The 18,011-nt window shown below is 60.9% G+C and carries 19 protein-coding genes; 4 read left to right on the forward strand and 15 right to left on the reverse strand.

What is annotated here, in order from left to right; all coding sequences use genetic code 11:
- Window positions 1–36: 36 nt before the first annotated feature.
- Window positions 37–465, reverse strand: coding sequence for a ferric iron uptake transcriptional regulator (gene fur / locus BN1115_RS10335; RefSeq protein WP_005334301.1), 429 nt, complete (start codon window positions 463–465; stop codon window positions 37–39).
- Window positions 466–707: 242 nt separating this feature from the next.
- Here fur and BN1115_RS10340 point away from each other — a divergent pair, with 242 nt between their 5' ends.
- Entirely contained in the window at window positions 708–1,181 is a 474-nt protein-coding gene (locus tag BN1115_RS10340) for a DUF4442 domain-containing protein (protein WP_042657094.1), read from the forward strand.
- Between the two features lie 90 nt (window positions 1,182–1,271).
- Here the strand turns inward: BN1115_RS10340 and fldA are convergent, their stop codons facing one another.
- The 4 genes from fldA to BN1115_RS10360 are packed head-to-tail and all read right to left on the reverse strand — an operon-like array spanning window position 1,272 to window position 3,212.
- On the reverse strand, window positions 1,272–1,796 hold the full coding sequence (gene fldA / locus BN1115_RS10345; protein ID WP_005334298.1) for a flavodoxin FldA: 525 nt from the start codon (window positions 1,794–1,796) through the stop codon (window positions 1,272–1,274).
- A gap of 39 nt (window positions 1,797–1,835) precedes the next feature.
- On the reverse strand, window positions 1,836–2,132 hold the full coding sequence (ybfE, locus tag BN1115_RS10350; RefSeq protein WP_005334297.1) for a LexA regulated protein: 297 nt from the start codon (window positions 2,130–2,132) through the stop codon (window positions 1,836–1,838).
- 20 nt (window positions 2,133–2,152) lie between these two features.
- A complete protein-coding gene (locus BN1115_RS10355) occupies window positions 2,153–2,374 on the reverse strand; it encodes a DUF2788 domain-containing protein (protein WP_033138903.1) in 222 nt (73 codons plus the stop codon).
- 55 nt (window positions 2,375–2,429) lie between these two features.
- Complete coding sequence (locus BN1115_RS10360) at window positions 2,430–3,212, reverse strand: alpha/beta fold hydrolase (RefSeq protein WP_082034827.1); 783 nt, start codon at window positions 3,210–3,212, stop codon at window positions 2,430–2,432.
- Between the two features lie 274 nt (window positions 3,213–3,486).
- Here BN1115_RS10360 and seqA point away from each other — a divergent pair, with 274 nt between their 5' ends.
- Both seqA and pgm read left to right on the forward strand, forming a co-directional pair.
- A complete protein-coding gene (seqA, locus tag BN1115_RS10365; protein ID WP_042657095.1) occupies window positions 3,487–3,996 on the forward strand; it encodes a replication initiation negative regulator SeqA in 510 nt (169 codons plus the stop codon).
- A gap of 58 nt (window positions 3,997–4,054) precedes the next feature.
- Window positions 4,055–5,704, forward strand: coding sequence for a phosphoglucomutase (alpha-D-glucose-1,6-bisphosphate-dependent) (pgm, locus tag BN1115_RS10370; RefSeq protein WP_042657096.1), 1,650 nt, complete (start codon window positions 4,055–4,057; stop codon window positions 5,702–5,704).
- 102 nt (window positions 5,705–5,806) lie between these two features.
- Here the strand turns inward: pgm and mltB are convergent, their stop codons facing one another.
- The 10 genes from mltB to BN1115_RS10420 all read right to left on the reverse strand — a co-directional run bounded on the left by mltB (window position 5,807) and on the right by BN1115_RS10420 (window position 15,676).
- The gene (gene mltB, locus BN1115_RS10375) at window positions 5,807–6,889 is read right to left on the reverse strand and encodes a lytic murein transglycosylase B (protein ID WP_042657152.1); all 1,083 of its coding nucleotides are present in this window, start codon (window positions 6,887–6,889) and stop codon (window positions 5,807–5,809) included.
- A 132-nt stretch (window positions 6,890–7,021) separates the two neighbouring features.
- Window positions 7,022–7,636, reverse strand: a complete 615-nt coding sequence (locus BN1115_RS10380) for a CDP-alcohol phosphatidyltransferase family protein (protein WP_042657097.1) — start codon at window positions 7,634–7,636, stop codon at window positions 7,022–7,024.
- Window positions 7,637–7,650: 14 nt separating this feature from the next.
- Window positions 7,651–8,301 (reverse strand): ATP-binding cassette domain-containing protein, encoded by a 651-nt coding sequence (locus BN1115_RS10385; RefSeq protein WP_042657098.1) that lies wholly within the window; start codon window positions 8,299–8,301, stop codon window positions 7,651–7,653.
- 23 nt (window positions 8,302–8,324) lie between these two features.
- Window positions 8,325–9,959, reverse strand: coding sequence for an ABC transporter permease family protein (locus BN1115_RS10390; protein WP_042657099.1), 1,635 nt, complete (start codon window positions 9,957–9,959; stop codon window positions 8,325–8,327).
- Between the two features lie 74 nt (window positions 9,960–10,033).
- Window positions 10,034–11,257 carry an ABC transporter substrate-binding protein gene (locus BN1115_RS10395; protein ID WP_244152255.1) on the reverse strand — a complete coding sequence of 408 codons (1,224 nt, stop codon included), beginning with the start codon at window positions 11,255–11,257 and terminating at the stop codon, window positions 10,034–10,036.
- 17 nt (window positions 11,258–11,274) lie between these two features.
- Window positions 11,275–13,428, reverse strand: a complete 2,154-nt coding sequence (locus BN1115_RS10400) for an FAD-dependent oxidoreductase (RefSeq protein ID WP_042657100.1) — start codon at window positions 13,426–13,428, stop codon at window positions 11,275–11,277.
- On the reverse strand, window positions 13,428–14,009 hold the full coding sequence (locus tag BN1115_RS10405; protein WP_021231092.1) for a carboxymuconolactone decarboxylase family protein: 582 nt from the start codon (window positions 14,007–14,009) through the stop codon (window positions 13,428–13,430). The genes BN1115_RS10400 and BN1115_RS10405 overlap by 1 nt, the downstream gene beginning before the upstream one ends.
- A 25-nt stretch (window positions 14,010–14,034) precedes the next feature.
- Complete coding sequence (locus tag BN1115_RS10410; protein WP_042657101.1) at window positions 14,035–14,709, reverse strand: DUF1499 domain-containing protein; 675 nt, start codon at window positions 14,707–14,709, stop codon at window positions 14,035–14,037.
- Window positions 14,710–14,889: 180 nt separating this feature from the next.
- The gene (locus BN1115_RS10415) at window positions 14,890–15,168 is read right to left on the reverse strand and encodes a peptidylprolyl isomerase (RefSeq protein ID WP_042657102.1); all 279 of its coding nucleotides are present in this window, start codon (window positions 15,166–15,168) and stop codon (window positions 14,890–14,892) included.
- Window positions 15,169–15,301: 133 nt separating this feature from the next.
- Window positions 15,302–15,676 carry a hypothetical protein gene (locus tag BN1115_RS10420; protein ID WP_033136756.1) on the reverse strand — a complete coding sequence of 125 codons (375 nt, stop codon included), beginning with the start codon at window positions 15,674–15,676 and terminating at the stop codon, window positions 15,302–15,304.
- Window positions 15,677–16,190: 514 nt separating this feature from the next.
- Here BN1115_RS10420 and tamA point away from each other — a divergent pair.
- Window positions 16,191–17,966, forward strand: a complete 1,776-nt coding sequence (gene tamA / locus BN1115_RS10425; RefSeq protein WP_042657103.1) for an autotransporter assembly complex protein TamA — start codon at window positions 16,191–16,193, stop codon at window positions 17,964–17,966.
- The last annotated feature ends 45 nt before the right edge of the window (window positions 17,967–18,011 follow it).

Consider the following 18,011-nt stretch of genomic DNA (forward strand, 5'->3'; position numbering starts at 1 on the left):
TTTTTTATTGTCCGTTATCTGCAAGTCGCGGGCGACTTATTCGTCGTGCTTGCACTCACCGGTAGCACAGTGACCGTAGAGGTAGAGGCTGTGGTTGGTGAGACGGATATTGAATTTCTTGGCGATCTCGCGCTGACGCTGTTCGATCACTTCGTCGGAGAACTCGATCACCTTGCCGCAGTCGAGGCAAACCAGGTGGTCGTGGTGCTCCTGAGTGGCCAGCTCGAATACCGACTTGCCACCTTCGAAGTGGTGACGGGTAACGATACCGGCATCATCAAACTGGTTGAGAACGCGATAGACGGTAGCGAGACCAATCTCTTCACCCAGGTCGATCAGTCGTTTATAGAGATCTTCGGCGCTGGTGTGCTGGCAATCCGGCTGTTGCAGGATTTCCAGGATTTTGACCCGGGGCAGGGTGATCTTGAGCCCGGCCTTTTTTAACGCTTGGTTGTTGTCTGCCATATTCTACTTATTCGCATTCTCGAAGGTGGGGTTATTCTGATGGACTGCCGCAGGAATGGCAACCTTGAACTCGCTTGGCCTGTCATTATAGGTCGTAGCCTCCCTAAAAATAAACCCAGTAATTCAAGGGGTTTAGTCCTAAATGGCCGATTGGATTGAAATAATCAATCGTGTCGTCCGACTTGCCGGCATGGCAGATGTTGATAAGATGTAACTTTCATATTTCTGGTCGGATGAGATCCATGGATTGGCTTTTTGACAATGCGGCCTGGGTGCGTCGCGCACTCAACGCCTGGCCCCCCTTCTGGGGCGCCGGTATCAAGATAGAAACCCTGAGCGATGACTTTCGCTACTGCCGGGTCACCCTGAAATCCCGCTGGTGGAACAAGAACGCCAACCGCACCCAGTTTGGCGGCAGCATGTTTGCCATGACGGATCCCATTTATCCGCTGATGCTGATGGGCTACTTCAAGAACCGCTATTACGTCTGGGACAAGGCGGGCAGCATCAACTACATCAAGCCGGGCAAGGGCAAGCTGGTGGCCGAGTTTAACCTGACCGAGGGCAAGTTGGCCGATATCGTGGCGGCGACCGAGGGGGGCAACAAGCACTTCCCCGAATTCGAGGTCACGGTACAGGACAAGAGCGGCGAACTGGTGGCACAGGTCAGGCGCACCCTCTATGTGCGTGCCAAACCGGAGCACAGGGGTGAATAACAGGGGCGAATAAAGTCAGGCATCGCCACTTGCAGATACAACAAGGGCCCCGCCGGGGCCCTTGTTGTCAGAGGTATGAGGGGAAGCGGATTACTCCAGCTCGCCCAGGCACATCTCTTCGTGCAGCTGCTTGCACCAGCCCTTGACGCGCTCTGCGGTCAGCTCCGGCTGGCGATCTTCATCGATACCCAGACCGACAAAGTGCTTGTCATCGACCAGCGCCTTGGAGGCTTCAAACTCGTAGCCGGCAGTCGGCCAGTGACCGATGATGATGGCGCCTTTGGCTTCGACGATGTCACGCAGGGTGCCCATGGCGTCGAGGAAGTACTCGGAGTAGTCTTCCTGATCTCCGCAACCGAAGATGGCGACCAGCTTGTTGGTGAAGTCGATTTCGCCCAGATCAGGGAAAAAGTCGTCCCAGTCGGCCTGGGCTTCGCCATAGTACCAAGTCGGGATGCCGAACATCAGCAGGTCAAAGCTCTCGATGTCGGCCTTGCTGCTCTTGGCGATGTCGCGGACTTCAATCAGGTTTTTGCCCAGCTCTTTCTGGATCATCTTGGCGACAGCTTCGGTGTTACCGGTATCGCTGCCAAAAAACAGACCTACACTTGCCATAGTGTTTAGTTACCCGTATTTGGTGTTAATGCTCAACGCTCAGACTGCAATGTCCACCGCAAAGGCGGACTCAATCTGTTGTTTCAGAATAGATTGGATCAGCTCGGCTCGGCTGATGTTCTGTTGTAACGCAAGTTGGTTCAGGCGCTCCAGCAACTCGGCCTCCACCTTTAACTCTACCCGCTTCAGCCCATTTTCCCGATCGCGCTTAAGCTGGTTACGCTTGTTGATCTTGAGCTGGGTCTCGCGGGGGAGTGGATTGGTCTTTGGCCTGCCGGGGCGCTTCTCATTTGCGAACAGATCCAGTGTTGTTCGATCAGTTTGCTGTTTGGCCATACATCACAGATGAAAATAAGTTAGCCGAGTCCTGAGCCTTCCCAGCCCAGTTCGATCAGCCCCTTGGCGACAAAACCCGCACAACCCAGAAACAGTACCAACCAGACGATAAAACGGCCGAAACGGGGCACATTGCCGCGTTTGAGCACGTCATGAATGGCAAGACCAATCAAGATGAAAATCGCCAGAAAAAATAATTTCAGGCCCAAACTTTCGATCAGGTCGATATGTTCACTTAGCATGGATTGCGCACACTCCTTATGACGGGCGCACTATATCACAAAGGATTTGAAACTGTTAACCGCCTGTCGACAGGAAATCCACAACCAATTTGTTGAACAGAGCCGGTTTTTCCGCATGCAGCCAGTGGCCGGTACCCGCGATGACACGCACCTTTGCCGCCGGGAATTGGGCCAGTGCCGCCTCGCTGTATTGCGGCTGCATATAGTCAGAATCCCCCCCCTTGATAAAGAGCACCGGCCCCTCGAAGCGGCGATCATCCTCTGGCCAGCCCATGATGTCGGCGTAGTTTTGCTCAAGCGCCGGCACATTGAAGCGCCAACCCCAGCCATGCTCGCCTCTGGCGAAGGATTTGAGCAGGAACTGGCGTACCCCGGCGATCTCGATATGTTCGGCCAACATGGCTTCCGCTTCGCTGCGGCTTTGCGGCGGCGTGTGCAGTGTGGCGTTGAGTCCGGCGAACACATTCTGGTGGCGGGAGTGGGGATAGGCGACCGGTGCCATATCGGCGACGACTAGACGGCTTACACGTGCTGGCGCCAGCTTGGCGACCTGCATCGCCACTTTGCCCCCCATCGAGTGGCCAATCAGGGTGGCGTCGGCAATATTCAGCCGATCCATCAGGGTCAGAATATCGGCCGCCTGCGCCGGATAGCTCATCTCGCTGCCATGAAAGGAGGCGCCGTGGTTACGCAGATCGACGCTGATAACCCGGTATTGCTCGCAGAGAGCACGGGCCAGCAGGCCGAGGTTATCGAGGCTGCCAAACAGGCCGTGGATCAGAATGACCGCCGGGCCCTGACCCTGCTCCTTGAAGTTCAATATGCTGTTTTGTTGCAAAATGACACCTTGTCGGTCGTGGGTGCGTATCGCTGTTTTATTTAACGCACTGGAAAGAAAAGGATTTCGTCCAACGGATAGGAAATTCATGTGGTTTTTTTTCTAAAAAATCCCGTCCGGATCGGCTATCAGTGCGGCTGATCACACACTTGGCCCGCTATTATGCCGTATTCTCGATGAGATTCATGTACATCTGCCAGCCCCTTGCTTGGGCTGTCGGGTTTGCCTATGTATAATCGCCGCATCCGAATTTCGACGAGTCCAGCGCATCCCTATGAAAACCATCGAGCTTGATGACGATCTCTACTTCTATATCGCCAGCCAGACCCGGCACATTGGTGAGAGTGCCTCCGATATCCTGCGCCGTCTGCTGGAACAGCCTGCTCACGAACGTGTGCCGGTTGCCGAGCCCGTTGCCGTCGTGCAGCCCAGTGCGGTAGCCACCCGGCAAGGGCTGCAAGCCCTGCTCGATTCCGGTGAGCTGCAAAAAGAAGAGAAGTCCATCAACCGCTTCATGCAGGTGCTCAGTACCCTCTACCGGGACGATCCGGTCGGGTTTACCCAGGCCACCGAAATCAAGGGACGCAAGCGCGTCTATTTCTCACGGGATCCCGAGGCTCTGCGTGCCAGTGGTAGCACCACCAAGCCCAAGCCGGTACCGGACACCCCGTTCTGGGTGATCACCAACACCAACACCAGCCGCAAGCAGAATATGGTGGCCCAGCTGATGGCCAGCATGGGCTATGGCGAAGAGGTGATCGCGCAGGTGTGTGGCGCCATTTAACGGTTTATCAAGACTCAGGCCTTGCCCGGCAAGGCCGCCATTACGCAAGGAAAACGCCATGGCTCAGCATTCCCACGCCGGTCAGCCGGCTCGTTTAAGCGACCTGACCAACATCCCCCGTCTGGTCAGTGCCTACTACCTCAACAAGCCGGACATGAGCCGCCCCGAGCAGCGGGTTGCCTTCGGTACCTCCGGCCACCGTGGCAGTGCCTTGCACAACGCCTTTACCGAATCCCATATTCTGGCGGTGACCCAAGCGCTGGTGGAATATCGCCGGCAGGCCGGTATCACTGGCCCGCTGTTTGTCGGCATGGATACCCATGCCCTGTCCGAATCCGCCTTTGCCAGCGCAGTCGAAGTGCTGGCGGCCAACGGCGTTGAAACTCGCATTCAAGCCGGTATGGGCTTTACCCCGACCCCGGTCATCTCTCACGCCATCCTGCGCCACAATGCAGGCAAACCGGCTGCGCGCGCTGACGGGGTGGTGATCACCCCGTCCCACAACCCGCCGGAAGATGGTGGCTTCAAGTACAACCCGCCTCACGGTGGCCCCGCCGAAGGAGAGATCACCAAGTGGGTGGAGGACCGTGCCAACGCCATTCTGGAAGCGGGTCTGGCCGGTGTGAAACGGATGCCGTTCGCCGAAGCGCTCAAGAGCCCGTTCGTGGTCGAGCACGACTATGTCACCCCTTATGTGGATGATCTGAAGAACGTGCTGGACATGGATGCCATCAAGAACGCTGGCATCAAGATCGGTGTCGATCCGCTGGGTGGCTCCGGCGTCGCCTATTGGGACGTTATCGCCAAGACCTATGGCCTGAATATCGAGGTGGTGAACTACAAGGTCGACCCGACCTTCTCCTTCATGACCCTGGATAAAGACGGCAAGATCCGGATGGACTGCTCCAGCCCGTTCGCCATGGCGAGCCTGATTGCCCTCAAAGACAAGTTCGACATCGCCCTTGGCAATGACCCTGACTATGACCGTCACGGCATCGTTACCAAGTCCGGCCTGATGAACCCGAACCACTATCTGGCGGTGGCAATCCAGTATCTGTTTACCCATCGCACCGGCTGGGCTGCCGATGCGGCTGTCGGCAAGACGCTGGTCTCCTCTTCGATGATCGACCGGGTTGCCGGCGAGATTGGCCGCACCCTGAAAGAGGTGCCGGTCGGCTTCAAGTGGTTCGTGGATGGCCTCTATAGCGGCGAGTTCGGCTTTGGCGGCGAAGAGAGCGCGGGCGCCTCCTTCCTGCGCAAAGACGGCACCGTCTGGACCACCGACAAGGATGGCTTCATTCTGGCGCTGCTGGCGGCCGAAATTCTGGCGGTTACCGGCAAGGATCCGCAGGCCCACTACGACGCACTGGAAACCAAGTTTGGCCGCTCCAGCTATCGCCGTATCGACGCCCCGGCCAACAGCGCCCAGAAAGCGGTGCTCTCCAAGCTGGATCCGGCACTGGTCGAAGCCTCTACCCTGGCCGGTGAGCCCATTATCGCCAAGCTGACCAAGGCGCCGGGCAACGATGCAGCCATCGGTGGCCTGAAGGTGGTGACCGAGAACGGCTGGTTCGCGGCGCGCCCCTCCGGCACCGAGTCCATCTACAAGATCTACATGGAGAGCTTCAAGGGCGAGGCGCACCTGGATCTGATCCAGCAAGAAGCCCAGCAGATCGTCTCTGCGGCGCTGGCCAAGGCAGGCGTCTAAATCAGGTAGTCATCCTTGAGCCCCTGATGGGGTTGAACGTTGGATATAAAAAAGGAGCCATAATGGCTCCTTTTTCATTGTCTGTTTTATACCAGCGAGTTGTCAGCGTGCCGCCTTCACCGCCAGACCCAGCTGCCACACCGCCATGGCGTAGTGGGTGCTGTGGTTGTAGCGGGTGATGGTGTAGAAGTTGGGCAGGCCGTACCAGTATTGGTAGCCGGTGCCCACATCGAGGCGCAGCAGGCTCGACTCGCTGTGATTGCCCAAGCTGCTGGTGGGGGTGAGCCCTGCGCGGCGCAGAGTGGCGACCGGGTAGCGGGTCTGGAAGCCATGCTCGTAGCCGGGCAGTTGGCCCTGACCGCGCACCGCCACCGGTTGCCCTTTCTCCCAGCCGTGGGCCTTGAAGTAGTTGGCAACGCTGCCGATGGCATCCACCGGATCCCACAAATTGGTGTGGCCGTTGCCGTCAAAGTCCACCGCATAGCGCTGGAAGCTGGAGGGCATGAACTGGCCATAGCCCATGGCCCCGGCGTAGGAGCCCTTGGGTTCTGCAGGATCCATCCCTTCATCGCGGGTCATCACCAGGAAGGCTTCCAGCTCGCTGGTGAAGAACTCGGCGCGGCGCGGATAATCAAACGCCAGGGTGGCCAGCGCATCCAGAATGCGGGTCTTGCCCATCACCCGGCCCCAGCGGGTCTCCACCCCGATAATGCCGACGATGATCTCCGGCGGTACCCCGTAGATCTGCTCCGCCCGGTTCAGCTCGCTTGCGTATTCACGCCAGAAGTTGACGCCGTTTTGCACGTTATCCGGGGTGATGAACTTGGCGCGATAGCGGTTCCAGGCGCCGGTCGGGCCGGTGGGCTTGGCGGTGGTCGGCGCCTGGGCATCCATCAGGCGGATGATCCAGTCGTAGCGCTCTGCCTGAGCCAGCACCTGATGCAGCTGGGCGCTGTCAAAACCGTGCTTCTCGACCATCTTCTGGACGAATCGATCCACATTGGGGCGATTGGCGAAATCCCCCTTGCTAACCCCTTGTGTGTAAACGGGTTTGCTCGATGGCGCCTGATTGATAAAGGCACTGTTGGGTTGAGGCTTGACCACGGGCTTGGGGGCCGGGGCGCTGCTGCAGCCACCGAGCAGGGGGAATAACGACAGAGTGAGAAGAGAGGCAAGGCGACGCATAGGGTTCTCAAAGAGACTGACAAAAGTGTCGTCATGGTAAAACATTGTCATCCCCGTGCAAGTGTTCCGTGCGCCTCGTTGGCCACCAATTCATCGTGCGATAGATTAGCCCTTAGGTGAGGGCTGCACTGTTTAGCGCGGTGGGTGACGCAGGGTGTGGTAACCGCTCCAGAGCCGGGTCAGGGTGGTGATGGCGCAGAGCAGCGCAAAGCCGTAGGCGAGCGGGGCGAAGGCGGCGGGCCACAGACACATCAGCACAAAGAGAGCTATGGTCTCGCTCCCCTCGGTGAGGCCGCCCAGATAGTAGAGGGACTTGTGGTGGTAGACCGGATTGTCGATCCCCCGCTTGCCCGCCATGATGGCAAACGCCAGAAAGCTCGACCCTGTGCCCATAAAGGCAAACAGCAGGGTGGCGGCGGGCAGTGCATTGGCGGGGGCGGCGAGGGCAAAGCCTAGTACCACGGCGGCGTAGAAAATAAAGTCGAGCGTGATGTCGAGAAAGCCGCCGCAGTCGGTGATGCCGGTTTCCCGCGCCACTGCGCCATCGAGCCCGTCCAGCAAGCGGTTGAGCAGGATCGCCGCGAGCGCCCATTGATAGCAACCAAAGGCCAGCAGCGGCAGCGCCAGCATGCCAATAGCAAAGCCGGTGAGGCTCACCTGATTGGCGCTGATCCCGGCGCGGCAGAGCGGCTTGGCAAGCTGGCTGAGGGGGCTGCGGATCACGGGGATCAGGTGGCGGTCAAACAAGGTGAACTCCTCGGTCAAAAACAGGATTCGGTGAGGTGAAGTATGGTGCCCGGCGCGTCGTCTTCGTCGTGGGTTACCAGAATGGCGGGAATGGCCAGCGCTTTGATCTGCGCGAACACCAGCTGGCGAAAGGCGGCCCGCAGCGGCTTGTCGAGGCGGGAGAAGGGCTCGTCCAGCAGCAGGGCGTCGGGTTCCGCTAACAGCGCCCGCAGCAGGCTGACCCGCGCCCGCTGACCCCCCGATAGCAGTTGCGGCAGCTTGTCAGCCTGATCCGCCAGCGCGATCCGTGCCAATGCGGCCAGTGCCTTTTCCCGCCGCGCGCGTTTTCCCTTGATGGTCGCCGGCATGCCGAACATCAGGTTCTCCGCCACCGTCAGATGGTCAAACAGCAAGTCATCCTGAAACAGCATGCCGATGCGCCGCGCTTGCGCAGGCAAGGTGTTGAGTGGCCGCTCGCCGAGCCTTACCTCCCCCTCCAGCCGGATTGGGCCGCTCCCCGTCAGCGCGCTCGGCAGTACCCCGGCGAGCCCCGCCAGCAGGGAGCTTTTACCACAGCCGCTGGGCCCCATCAGGGTCAACACCTCGCCGGGTGCCACCTGCAGGGCGGGCAGCGAGAGCAACAGGCTTTCCTCCAGATAGAGCCGAAGAGGCGTGGTGCTCAGCACATGGCTATTTCCATCATGAGAGTTCATCGTGAGCCGCCCCCCTTGAGCGCCGGATTGATCCGCGCCGGCAGCCAGAGCGCCAGCAGATAGATAACGAGCGGCAGCAGCAGTTGCAGCAGGCCGTAGAGCCCCGCCAGCCGCCGGTTGAGGCCACTGCCGATGGCCACCGCTTCGGTGGTGATGGTGACCACTCTGCCTGCGCCAAACAGCAGGGTCGGCAGATACTGGGCCAGGCTTACCGCCGCCCCGACACCGAAGGCAAATAGCAGAGGGCGGGCCAGTAGCGGTGCTTTGACCTGCCACCAGGCTCGCCACGGTGTTGCTCCCAGCAGCAGGGCGCTTTGGGTGATCCGCGGATCGAACTGACGATAGGGGCCGTGCAGGCACAAATAGACATAGGGAAAGACAAACAGCAGCTGGCTCCAGAGCACCCAGCTCCAGCCAATGGCGCTGCTTATCGAGTCATGTGCAAGCCAGTCCAGCCCGAGCCGGATGCCAAACAGCAGGCTGGCCTGCGGCAGCAACAGCGGCAGGCAGACAAGCCAAAGTGGCCAGCGGCGGCGCCCGGCTTGCACCTCCAGACTACACACCGCCATCACCAGCGCCAGCAAGCCACTCGCCAGTGCCAACAGCGCACTGGTTGCCAGCAGCGGCAGCAGGGTTGGCAGCAGATCCAGCCAGTAGTGACCGCTCCACTGACTGGGCAAGAGGGCGGGAAAGGGCCAGCGGCGCGCCAGCGACCAGAGCAGCAGGGCCGCCAGCACCGCCAGATTGAGGGTGATCAGGGTGAATGAAAAGCATGCTGCGAGCCGGTTGGCAAAGGAGTGAGGCATCGCCCGTTTGCCATCGAGCCAGCAGCCTTTGCCCACTTCTTGATGAAACCACTCCAGTAATCTGAGCAGGGCGATCAGCAGCGCCGTGATGGCGAGCAGCAGCAGGGCGCCGCTGGCGGTGGCACCGCGCCAGAGCAGATCCGGGTCCTGATACCAGAGCCACAACCGCACCGCCAGCGGGGCGGGGGCATCGGGCCCGAGCAGCTGGGCGAGATCCACCACCGCCACACCATAGGCTGCCACCGCATAGATGGGCAGGTGCAGGGCGGGCCAGAGCGCTGGCAGCAGCAGGCGCCACCAGATCTGGGGGGGGCTGAAGCCGAGGCTCGCCCCCAGCCACTGCTGGCGCGCCAGCGGGATGGGTTGCTGCGCGGCCATCGCCATCAGCAGCAGAAAGGGGGTCTCTTTGAACACGAGCAGTGTAATCAGCCCGAGTCCTAGAGGGTCGCGAATAGTCTGCCAATCGGGGGGCAGTTCAAATCCGGTAAGGGCTGGCGAGACGAGCCGCAGCAGCCAGCCGGAGGGGGCGAGCAGAAAGGTAAAACCGATGCCAAAGGCGACGTGGGGCATGGCCAGCATCGGCGAGAGCAGGCGGCGGAGCAGGCCGAAAGCCCGGCTGTCGCTGTGGGCCAGCAGCAGGGCGGTCAACAGCAGGCTACCGAGGGTCGAGGCGGCGCCAATCCACAGGCTCAGCGCAGCGGAGTGCCACAGGCCAGGCTGGGCCATCAGCAAGGCAAGATGAGAGGCGGTCATCCCCTCCGCCAGCAGTTGCCATAGCCCCGCCAGCAGGGGAATGACGAAGATCACCAGATAAACAACGCCCATACCCATCCCGCGGTGGCGGATCAGCAACCTGCGCCATGGTCGGGAGCGGGCAAGCGGGTGACCAGCGGCACTCATCAGTGGCCGTAACGCCCGGCCCAGGCCGCTTCCAGTTTGAGCTGCCAGCTGGGATGGGGCTCTGACACTGATTTGAAGCGCAATGCCGGTTGCCCCTTTGTGGAGTCAGGCTGGGCATCGGCCCGCAGCACGCTGGGATCACCCCAGAATGCCGGATTGGCCTTGCGCGCCTGCGCTGCCGGGCTCAGCAGGAAGTTGGCCACCACCTTGGCCCCGGCGCGGGCACTGGCGTTGAAGGGGATAGCGAGAAAATGGCTGTTGGTGAGCGCCCCTTTCTCCATGGCAACCGCCTCCACACTGGGGGGCAGGGCGCCAATCTGGGCGGCGCTTTGCGCCTCCTGCGGGTTGAAGCTGATGGCCATGGCCAGTTCGCCATCATCGAGCAGTTGGCGGGTTTCGGCGGCGCTGGTGGGGAACAGCTTGCCCTTGCGCCAGAGTGCCGGATGCAGCTCATCGAGCCAGGCCCAGAGCGGGGCGGTGAGCTTGGTAAAGTCGCTCTCGGTCGCTTCCCGATAGAGGGGGGCGGGGTTTGGCGCCAACTCCAGCAAGATCTGCTTGAGAAAGCTGGAGCCATGGAACTGGGGCGGCTTGGGATAGGTGAAACGGCCGGGATGGGCCTTGGCCCACGCAAGCAGGGCAGCAGCCGAGGTGGGCGGGCTGGCGACCTCTTCGGTGTCGACCATCAGATTGAGCTGGCCGATGCCCCAGGGGGCTTCCAGCCCTTCCACCGGCAGGGTGAAGTCCTCACTCACCGGCAGGCTGCTGTCTACCAGCGCCATGTTGGGCAGCTCAGTGGTAAAGGGCGCGCCAAGCAGCCCCTGCTCCTTGAGCGCCTTGAAGTTCTCACCGTTGACCCACAGCAGATCGATGGGGCCGCCAGCTTGCTTACCCGCCTGCTTGTTGGCCAGCAGCTGGCTGACGCTCTGGGCGATGTCATCTACCTTCACCTGCACCAGCTTGACCTGATAGTCGCGCGCCAGCTCCTGCCCGGCCCACACCAGATAGGCGTTGATCTCCGGGCTGCCGCCCCAGGCGTTGAAGTAGACGGTCTGCCCTTTCGCCTCCTCAAGGGTCTGTTGCCAGCCGTCGTCTGGATTGGCCGCCAACAGCGGGCCACTGGCCAGCAGTGGCAGGGCGCACAGCAGGGCGTTGAGCCGCTGTTTAAGCCGAGAGTTCTGGCGTGATCTGAGGTGTGAGCCGAGCAGTGAGAATGGCTTGAGCATAAACGTTTCCCTGATTGTCAGGCGCCACGGCGCCAGCGGTGATAACGGGCCAGCAACGCCAGCACCCGGGTGGGCTGGTGGGCCCGTTTCCATTCACCTGCCACGTATTTGTTTCCCTCCATCAGGGTGGGATAGGCGTGAATGGTGCCGAGGATCTTGCCAAGGCCGAGGCGGTGACGCATGGCGAGCACGAACTCGGCAATCCGCTCACCGGCGTGAGTGCCCACTATGGTGGCGCCAAGGATAGTATCCTTGCCCGGCACGGTCAGCACCTCGACAAAACCGTGGCGCTCACCATCGGCAATGGCGCGATCCAGCTCGGCCAGCTCGAAGCGGGTCGCCTCGAAGGGAATCCCCTGCGCCTCTGCCTCCTTGCGATTGAGGCCGACCCGGGCAATCTCCGGAGTGGTGTAGGTGGCCGCCGGAATGACCCGATAGTCGGCCCGAAAGCGCTTGAACTGGCCAAATAGGGCATTGACCGCCGCATACCAGGCCTGATGGGCGGCGAAGTGGGTGAACTGGTAAGGGCCCGCTACGTCTCCCACTGCCAGTATGCTGGGGAAGTTGGTGGCAAGAAAGCCATCGACCGCTATGGTGCCGCGGGGGGCAAACTCGACTCCCAACGCTTCGAGCCCGAAGCCGCTCACATTGGCGACCCGACCCAGTGCCAGCAGCAGTTGATCCCCTTCAATCACCTGCGTCTCATCGCCCCGGCGCAGTTGCAGCCGGATGGGCAGATCCCCCTCGGCTGCGGGCAGGTAGTCGGCTCGCTCGGCGCGCCAGCCGGTGAGTAGCCGCACGCCATCGCGGCTCATCTGCCCGGCCAGCGCGTCGGCCACTTCCCTATCTTCGCGGGGCAGCAGCTGCTCCGAGAGCTCCACCAAGGTCACGGGAATGCCGAGCTGGGCGAAGCTTTGGGCCAGCTCGCAGCCGATGGGGCCGCCGCCCAGCACCAGCAGGCGGCGCGGCGGGGTGCGCAGTTGCCAGAGGCTATCCGAGGTGAGGTAAGGCACCTGATCCAGCCCCGGCAGCTTGGGCACCAGCGGCCGGGCGCCGGTGGCAATAACGATATGGCGGCTGGCAAGGCGCTGGCCATTCACTTCCACCTCCCAGGGGGAGACCAGCCGCGCCTCCCCTTCGATGCACTCCACCCCAAGCCCCTGATAGCGCTTGATGGAATCGTGGGGCTCGACCGCCTTGATAACCTCAGCCACCCGCTCCATCACAGCGGCAAAATCGGCGCGGGAGTGGCTTGGGCTAAAGCCCAGCTCGTCGGCCTTGCGCTGCTCTGCGGCAAAGCGGGCGCAGCGGATCAATGCCTTGGAGGGGACGCAGCCGCTGTTGAGGCAATCGCCCCCCATCTTGTGTTTCTCGATGAGCGCCACCTTGGCCTTCACCGCTGCGGCGATATAGCTGGTGACCAGTCCACCGGCCCCGGCACCTATCACCAGCAGGTTGTAGTCATAGCGAGCGGGTTTGCGGTAGGTGGCGAGCAGGCGCCGCTGGGCGAGGTGTGCGGTCAATTTCTTGACCAGCCAGGGCATCAGCCCCAGCAGGGTCAGCGCCATCATCAGGCCGGGAGAGAGGATATTGCCGGTGCTGGTTAACTGGCCAAGCTCGCTGCCCGCCAGCACATAGACGAAGGTGCCGGGCAGCATGCCAAGCTGGCTCACCCAGTAGTAGGTGCTGACTCTGATGGGGGTGAGCCCCATCAGCAGATTGACCAGAAAGAAGGGGAATACGGGGATGAGGCGCAGGCTGAGCAGATAGAAGGCACCCTCCTTCGCCATGCCGGAGTGAAAGGTGGTCAGCTTGTCACCAAAGCGGGCCGTGACCCAGTCGCGCAGCAGAAAGCGGGCGCTGAGAAAGGCCAGGGTCGCGCCGATGGAGCTGGCAAAGGAGACCAGCAGCAGCCCCCAGGCGACGCCGAACACCGCGCTGCCACCCAGGGTGAGCAGGCTGGCACCGGGCAGGGAGAGGGCTGTGCTCAGCACATAGATAATCACGAACAGCAGGCTGGCCGAGACAAAGTGGCTGTCGACCCATTGCGCCAGTGCCGCCTGCTGGGCCTGCAAGGCGCCCAGAGTGAGGTAACGGCCAAGATCGAGGGTAAAAAAGGTGCCGATGAGGCCCCCCATCACCAGCGCAAGCAGCAGGCGGGTCCGGTTCATCAGGCGTCCTTGCTGTCTGGCTGGGCGGGGCGTTCCGGTTGCACCGGTAGTTGGCAGAAGCCCTGCGGCGCGATATCGAGGGCGGCGTTGAACTTGGCCGACATGTTCTGGAAGGCGATAAGGCCGGTCAGCTCAACCATGGCGTCGTCGTCGAACCAGGGCTTGAGGCGGGCCGCCTGTTCATCGCTAACCCCATCCAGCCCGGTCATCGCTTCGGTGTAGTCGAGCACTGCTTTCTCCCGTTCATCGAACAGCGGGCTTTCGCGCCAGTTGGCCAGCGCCTCCACCTTCTCGCTGGAGCCGGCTCTCTTTACCAGGGTCATGGCATTGATGTCGACGCAAAAACGACACCAGTTGAGCTGGGAGACCCGCACCGTCACCAGCGAGCGCAGCACGGGGTCGATGGGGGATCGCTTGCGGTTGATGACCCCGTAGAGGGTAGCGACGGCGGCAAACAGGCGCGGCGAGCGGCCCCAGCATTTGCCCGGAATAAGCACCTGACCATAGTTGCGCTTTTGCAGCCAGAAAAAGGGGCGGATAAACCAGGCATATTCCCGGTCGGGTTTGACCTCAACGCGCATCAGTTACCTTCTTGTTGTTTCACACTTACGGTTTCAAATTGGGTTTGTAGGCCTGACCGAGTCGCTCGTTCAGGCGGATCAGAAAATCCTCGATCCGCGCCCGGTTGGTACCCAAGTCGCTGCGCCCCTGACGGGAGGCCGATCGCATATCGATGCGAGTCTCTTTCGGGCCGGCAAAGACCCGCAGCGCCACATCATCCTGAAAGCCGAACCAGCCGGTGGTGACCACTGCATCCAGACCATCCGGGCTCGGTCGTACCTGCCAGCCCAGCTCCTGCATCAGTTCGCTGGCTTCAATCACCACTTCGGCAGGGGAGGCCCTGGTAAAGAGAGGACCGGGTTTTGCCTCAACTGCTTTCAGCGGGGCGCTATTAATTGGCAGATCCTGCTCGGTTCTAAGCTCCGCCGCCCAGCGCAGCAGGGGGGGATTGTAGGGATCGGTACTCACATCGTTGATCAGCGGCATGCGCAGCGCCTGCACCACAAAGAGCAGCGGCAGCAACAGCGGCAAGGCGCCAAAGCCGTTGGCGTAGCGGTTGCGGCTCCAGGGCAGGCGCACCAGCAGGATAAGGGAGACAAGCGCTCCGATGAGACAGATCGCAAAACCTATCCACCAGGGCCAGAGATGGAAGCGGCTGCCGAGGGCGCCAGCGAGCGGGAGTAACCAGGCCAGCAGGGGCCACAAGCAAGAGCGGGGCATAGCACGGGATCCATCGTCGAATGTGGACAATGCCGAGAAGGATAAACTTAATTGTCTGATAACGTTAGTAAATTGATGCGAGTTTGGCGTTGTTTCAGCCAGTTTTGCGAGGGGGGATGCAGAGGTCGGTGAAGCCCGCCTGATGGGAGCTTCACCGAGAGAATGGTCAGTTGCGATGGTTTAATTGCGATAGAGCACTTTGATCAGATGGAAGCCGAACTTGGTGCGCACCGGCCCCAGTACCTTGAGCAGTTCGCCCTTGAATACGGCATCGTCGAAGGGCTTGACCATATCCCCTTTATTGAACTCCCCCAGATCGCCGCTACGTTTTGCAGAGGCGCAGGTGGAGAAGCGCTTGGCCATCTGGCCGAAGTCGGCTCCCTTCTCGATCTTCTCCTTGATCTCCATACACTGTTTTTCGGTCTTGACCAGAATGTGCTGGGCACAGGCTTTTTTCATCGGGGCGCTCCTGGGCGTGATGGCGAAGGTTGTTAATGCCAAGTGTGGTGGCAAATGGGGGCGCAAGAGTACCCCAATTTGCCACCGGCGTCAGCCATCACAGCCCGCCGTTTACCGGCGCTGGTCAGCCCTATTATTGGCGAGCGCGGGTGGCTAGCACGGCGCGGGGGCGAGCTTGCCAGATGATCTCCAGCCCGAGCAGGGCGTAGAGGCTCCAGATGGCCAGCGGATTGAGCCACTCGCCCCCCAGTTGCAGGGTCATCAGGGCGCAACCTGCCAGCAGCAAGGTGATGCCTGGCAGCCGCCAGTGGGCGGGCAGCGGGGCCAGCATCGCCATCGCCAGCAGAATACCGAGGCCAAACGGCAGATTCAGGGCGGTAAAGGCCAGTGCTTGTTGGCCACTCATGCCGGTCAGCAGGGCCAGCAGGGCGCTGCAACAGGCGAGGAAGGTGATGAACTCGAGACGATCGGCAATATAGTCAGCCATCTGTTCGCTACGTGCATGCATGATGTGTCTCCTTCAGTTGATGGTTCAAGTGTGAGGGAGTGACGTCTGCAAAGGCAGCGGGATAATTCGATTGCGCTGAACGAGCAATTCTTAATCACCCGCTACGGCGGGCTTTGGCGTGTGCCGGGCCTGCTAAACCGTGAGGGTGGGGCGATGCCGACAAACTCTGTCGTGGTGGGTTTCTGGTGGTAAAGAGAGGGGGAGAGGTGACAAATGGTGCCTGACGACGGGGTGAAGCATGTTCAGGGCAGGTCAGCTCGCCCTCATCGGGAAAGCGGGCGTCGTCATTGTCACCAAAATGTGTGATTTGTGGTCAACCTCTTAAAAGATATGGCGAATTTGCCAATGGCACCGCGCTGTCGCTGGCCGATGCCTATGTTAGGATAAGGTTCGCCATTTTTCTGGCGCGCATTATTGTGTCACGGCCATGCACTGCATGGCGTGCTGCGCCGCTTTCGGGGTTGGCCCGAAAGGGCGCTGGTTTCCTTCACCACAGATTCAGGAATATTGACCTTTGACAGGATGCATTTCATCCCTGCTGGCAGGGCGTTCGCTGTCTGGCTCTGCGTTTCGCCGCGGCCTGTTGGTACTGGGGGTGGGCCTGTTGCTGTCGCTGCTGGCTTCGCCCGCGTTTGCCGCCAAGCTCACCTATCAGGTCAAGGGGTTGAAAGGGGAGAACAAGGATAACGTTGAAGCCTACCTCAATGCCCTGCCGGTCTATCAGGAGCGGCAATACCGCCCGGCCCGCGCCAGGATCACCGAGAGCGTGCAAAAAGCGCTGCAAGTTTATGGCTACTACCAGCCGAAAATCACCCTGAGTCGCGACAAGAAGAGCCCGTCCAAAGTGGTGATCGAGGTGGACAAAGGGGAGCCGGTCATCGTCTCTCGCCTCGATATTCTGCTGGAGGGGGATGCGGGCAGCGACGAGCTCTACAGCGCCCTGCTGGACAAGTTACCGCTGAAAGAGGGGGAGCCTCTCAACCACGCCAAATATGAATCGATCAAGGCGGATCTTGGCAGCCTCGGGCTGGCCCGCGGTTACTTTGATGCCAAGCTGAGCAGGAGTCAGGTCAAGGTGTTCCCGGACAAGGGGACGGCGGAGATCTTCATCCTGTTCGAATCGGGCCATCGCTACCGTTTCGGCGAGATCCGCTACGATGCCACTCCCGAAGCGCTCCACCTGATCCGCCCGCTTATCAACATCAAGAGCGGTGACCCCTATCTCGCCATCCGGCTGGCCGAGATGTCGCAGGATGTCTCCTCCACCAAGCTGTTCCGTCAGGTCGATATCAAGCCGGTATTGAGCGAGGCGAGCAACTATCGGGTGCCCATCGCGGTGACACTGGATAACCGGGTCGATCACGAAATCGAGACCGGTATCGGTTACGCCACCGACGTGGGGCCAAGATTGAGTGCCACCTGGGAGAAGCCCTGGGTCAACCACTACGGCCACCGCCTCTTTGCCACCGCCAAGGTGTCGGCGCCGGAGTCTGAACTCAGTTTCGACTACCAGATCCCGGTGGGCAACCCGCTGCGAGACTACTACTCGGTACAGGCCGGTTACCAGTACAAGGACAACAACGATACCCGCTCCGATCTGACGGCTATCGGTGTGCACCGCTGGACGCGGCGACCGGAGAGCTGGGATCGGGACGTTTTTATCCGGCTGGAGAACGAGATCTATACCCAGGGCGCCGACGAGGGGAACAGCTTGCTGCTGATCCCGGGGGTCTCCTGGTCCCGGCTGCGGGTACGCGGCGGATTGGTGCCGGACTGGGGCGATCGCCAGCAGTTGACGCTGGAGTTCTCCGACCCCAGATGGGGCTCCGACATCAGCTTTATGCGGGTGTGGGGGCGCAGCAAGTGGCTGCGTACCCTCGGGGATAACCACAGATTCCTGATGCGGGCCGAGCAGGGGGCCATCATAGGTGACAGCTTCTCGCTGGTGCCGCCGTCGTTACGGTTCTTTACCGGTGGTGATCAGACGGTGCGTGGCTTTGGTTATGAGACCATCTCCCCCACCGGGTCGGATGGCAAGCTGACCGGTGGCCGCTACACCAGCGTGGCGAGTCTGGAATACAACTACCGCTTCAGCGAGAAGTGGCTGGGTGCCATGTTTGTTGATGGCGGCACCTCCACCACCGATTACAGCGAACCCTGGAAAATAGGTACTGGCGTCGGTGTGCGCTGGGTGACTCCCATCGGTCAGGTCAGGCTGGATCTGGCGGTCGGGGTATCGGAGGAGGATAAGCCCTTGCGGCTGCATTTCGCATTGGGGCCTGAATTATGATGTTGTCTAAACGCTTTTTTCTTTGGCCGCTGCGGCTGTATCTTG

This window comes from Aeromonas allosaccharophila (genome assembly GCF_000819685.1).
GTDB lineage: Bacteria > Pseudomonadota > Gammaproteobacteria > Enterobacterales > Aeromonadaceae > Aeromonas > Aeromonas allosaccharophila.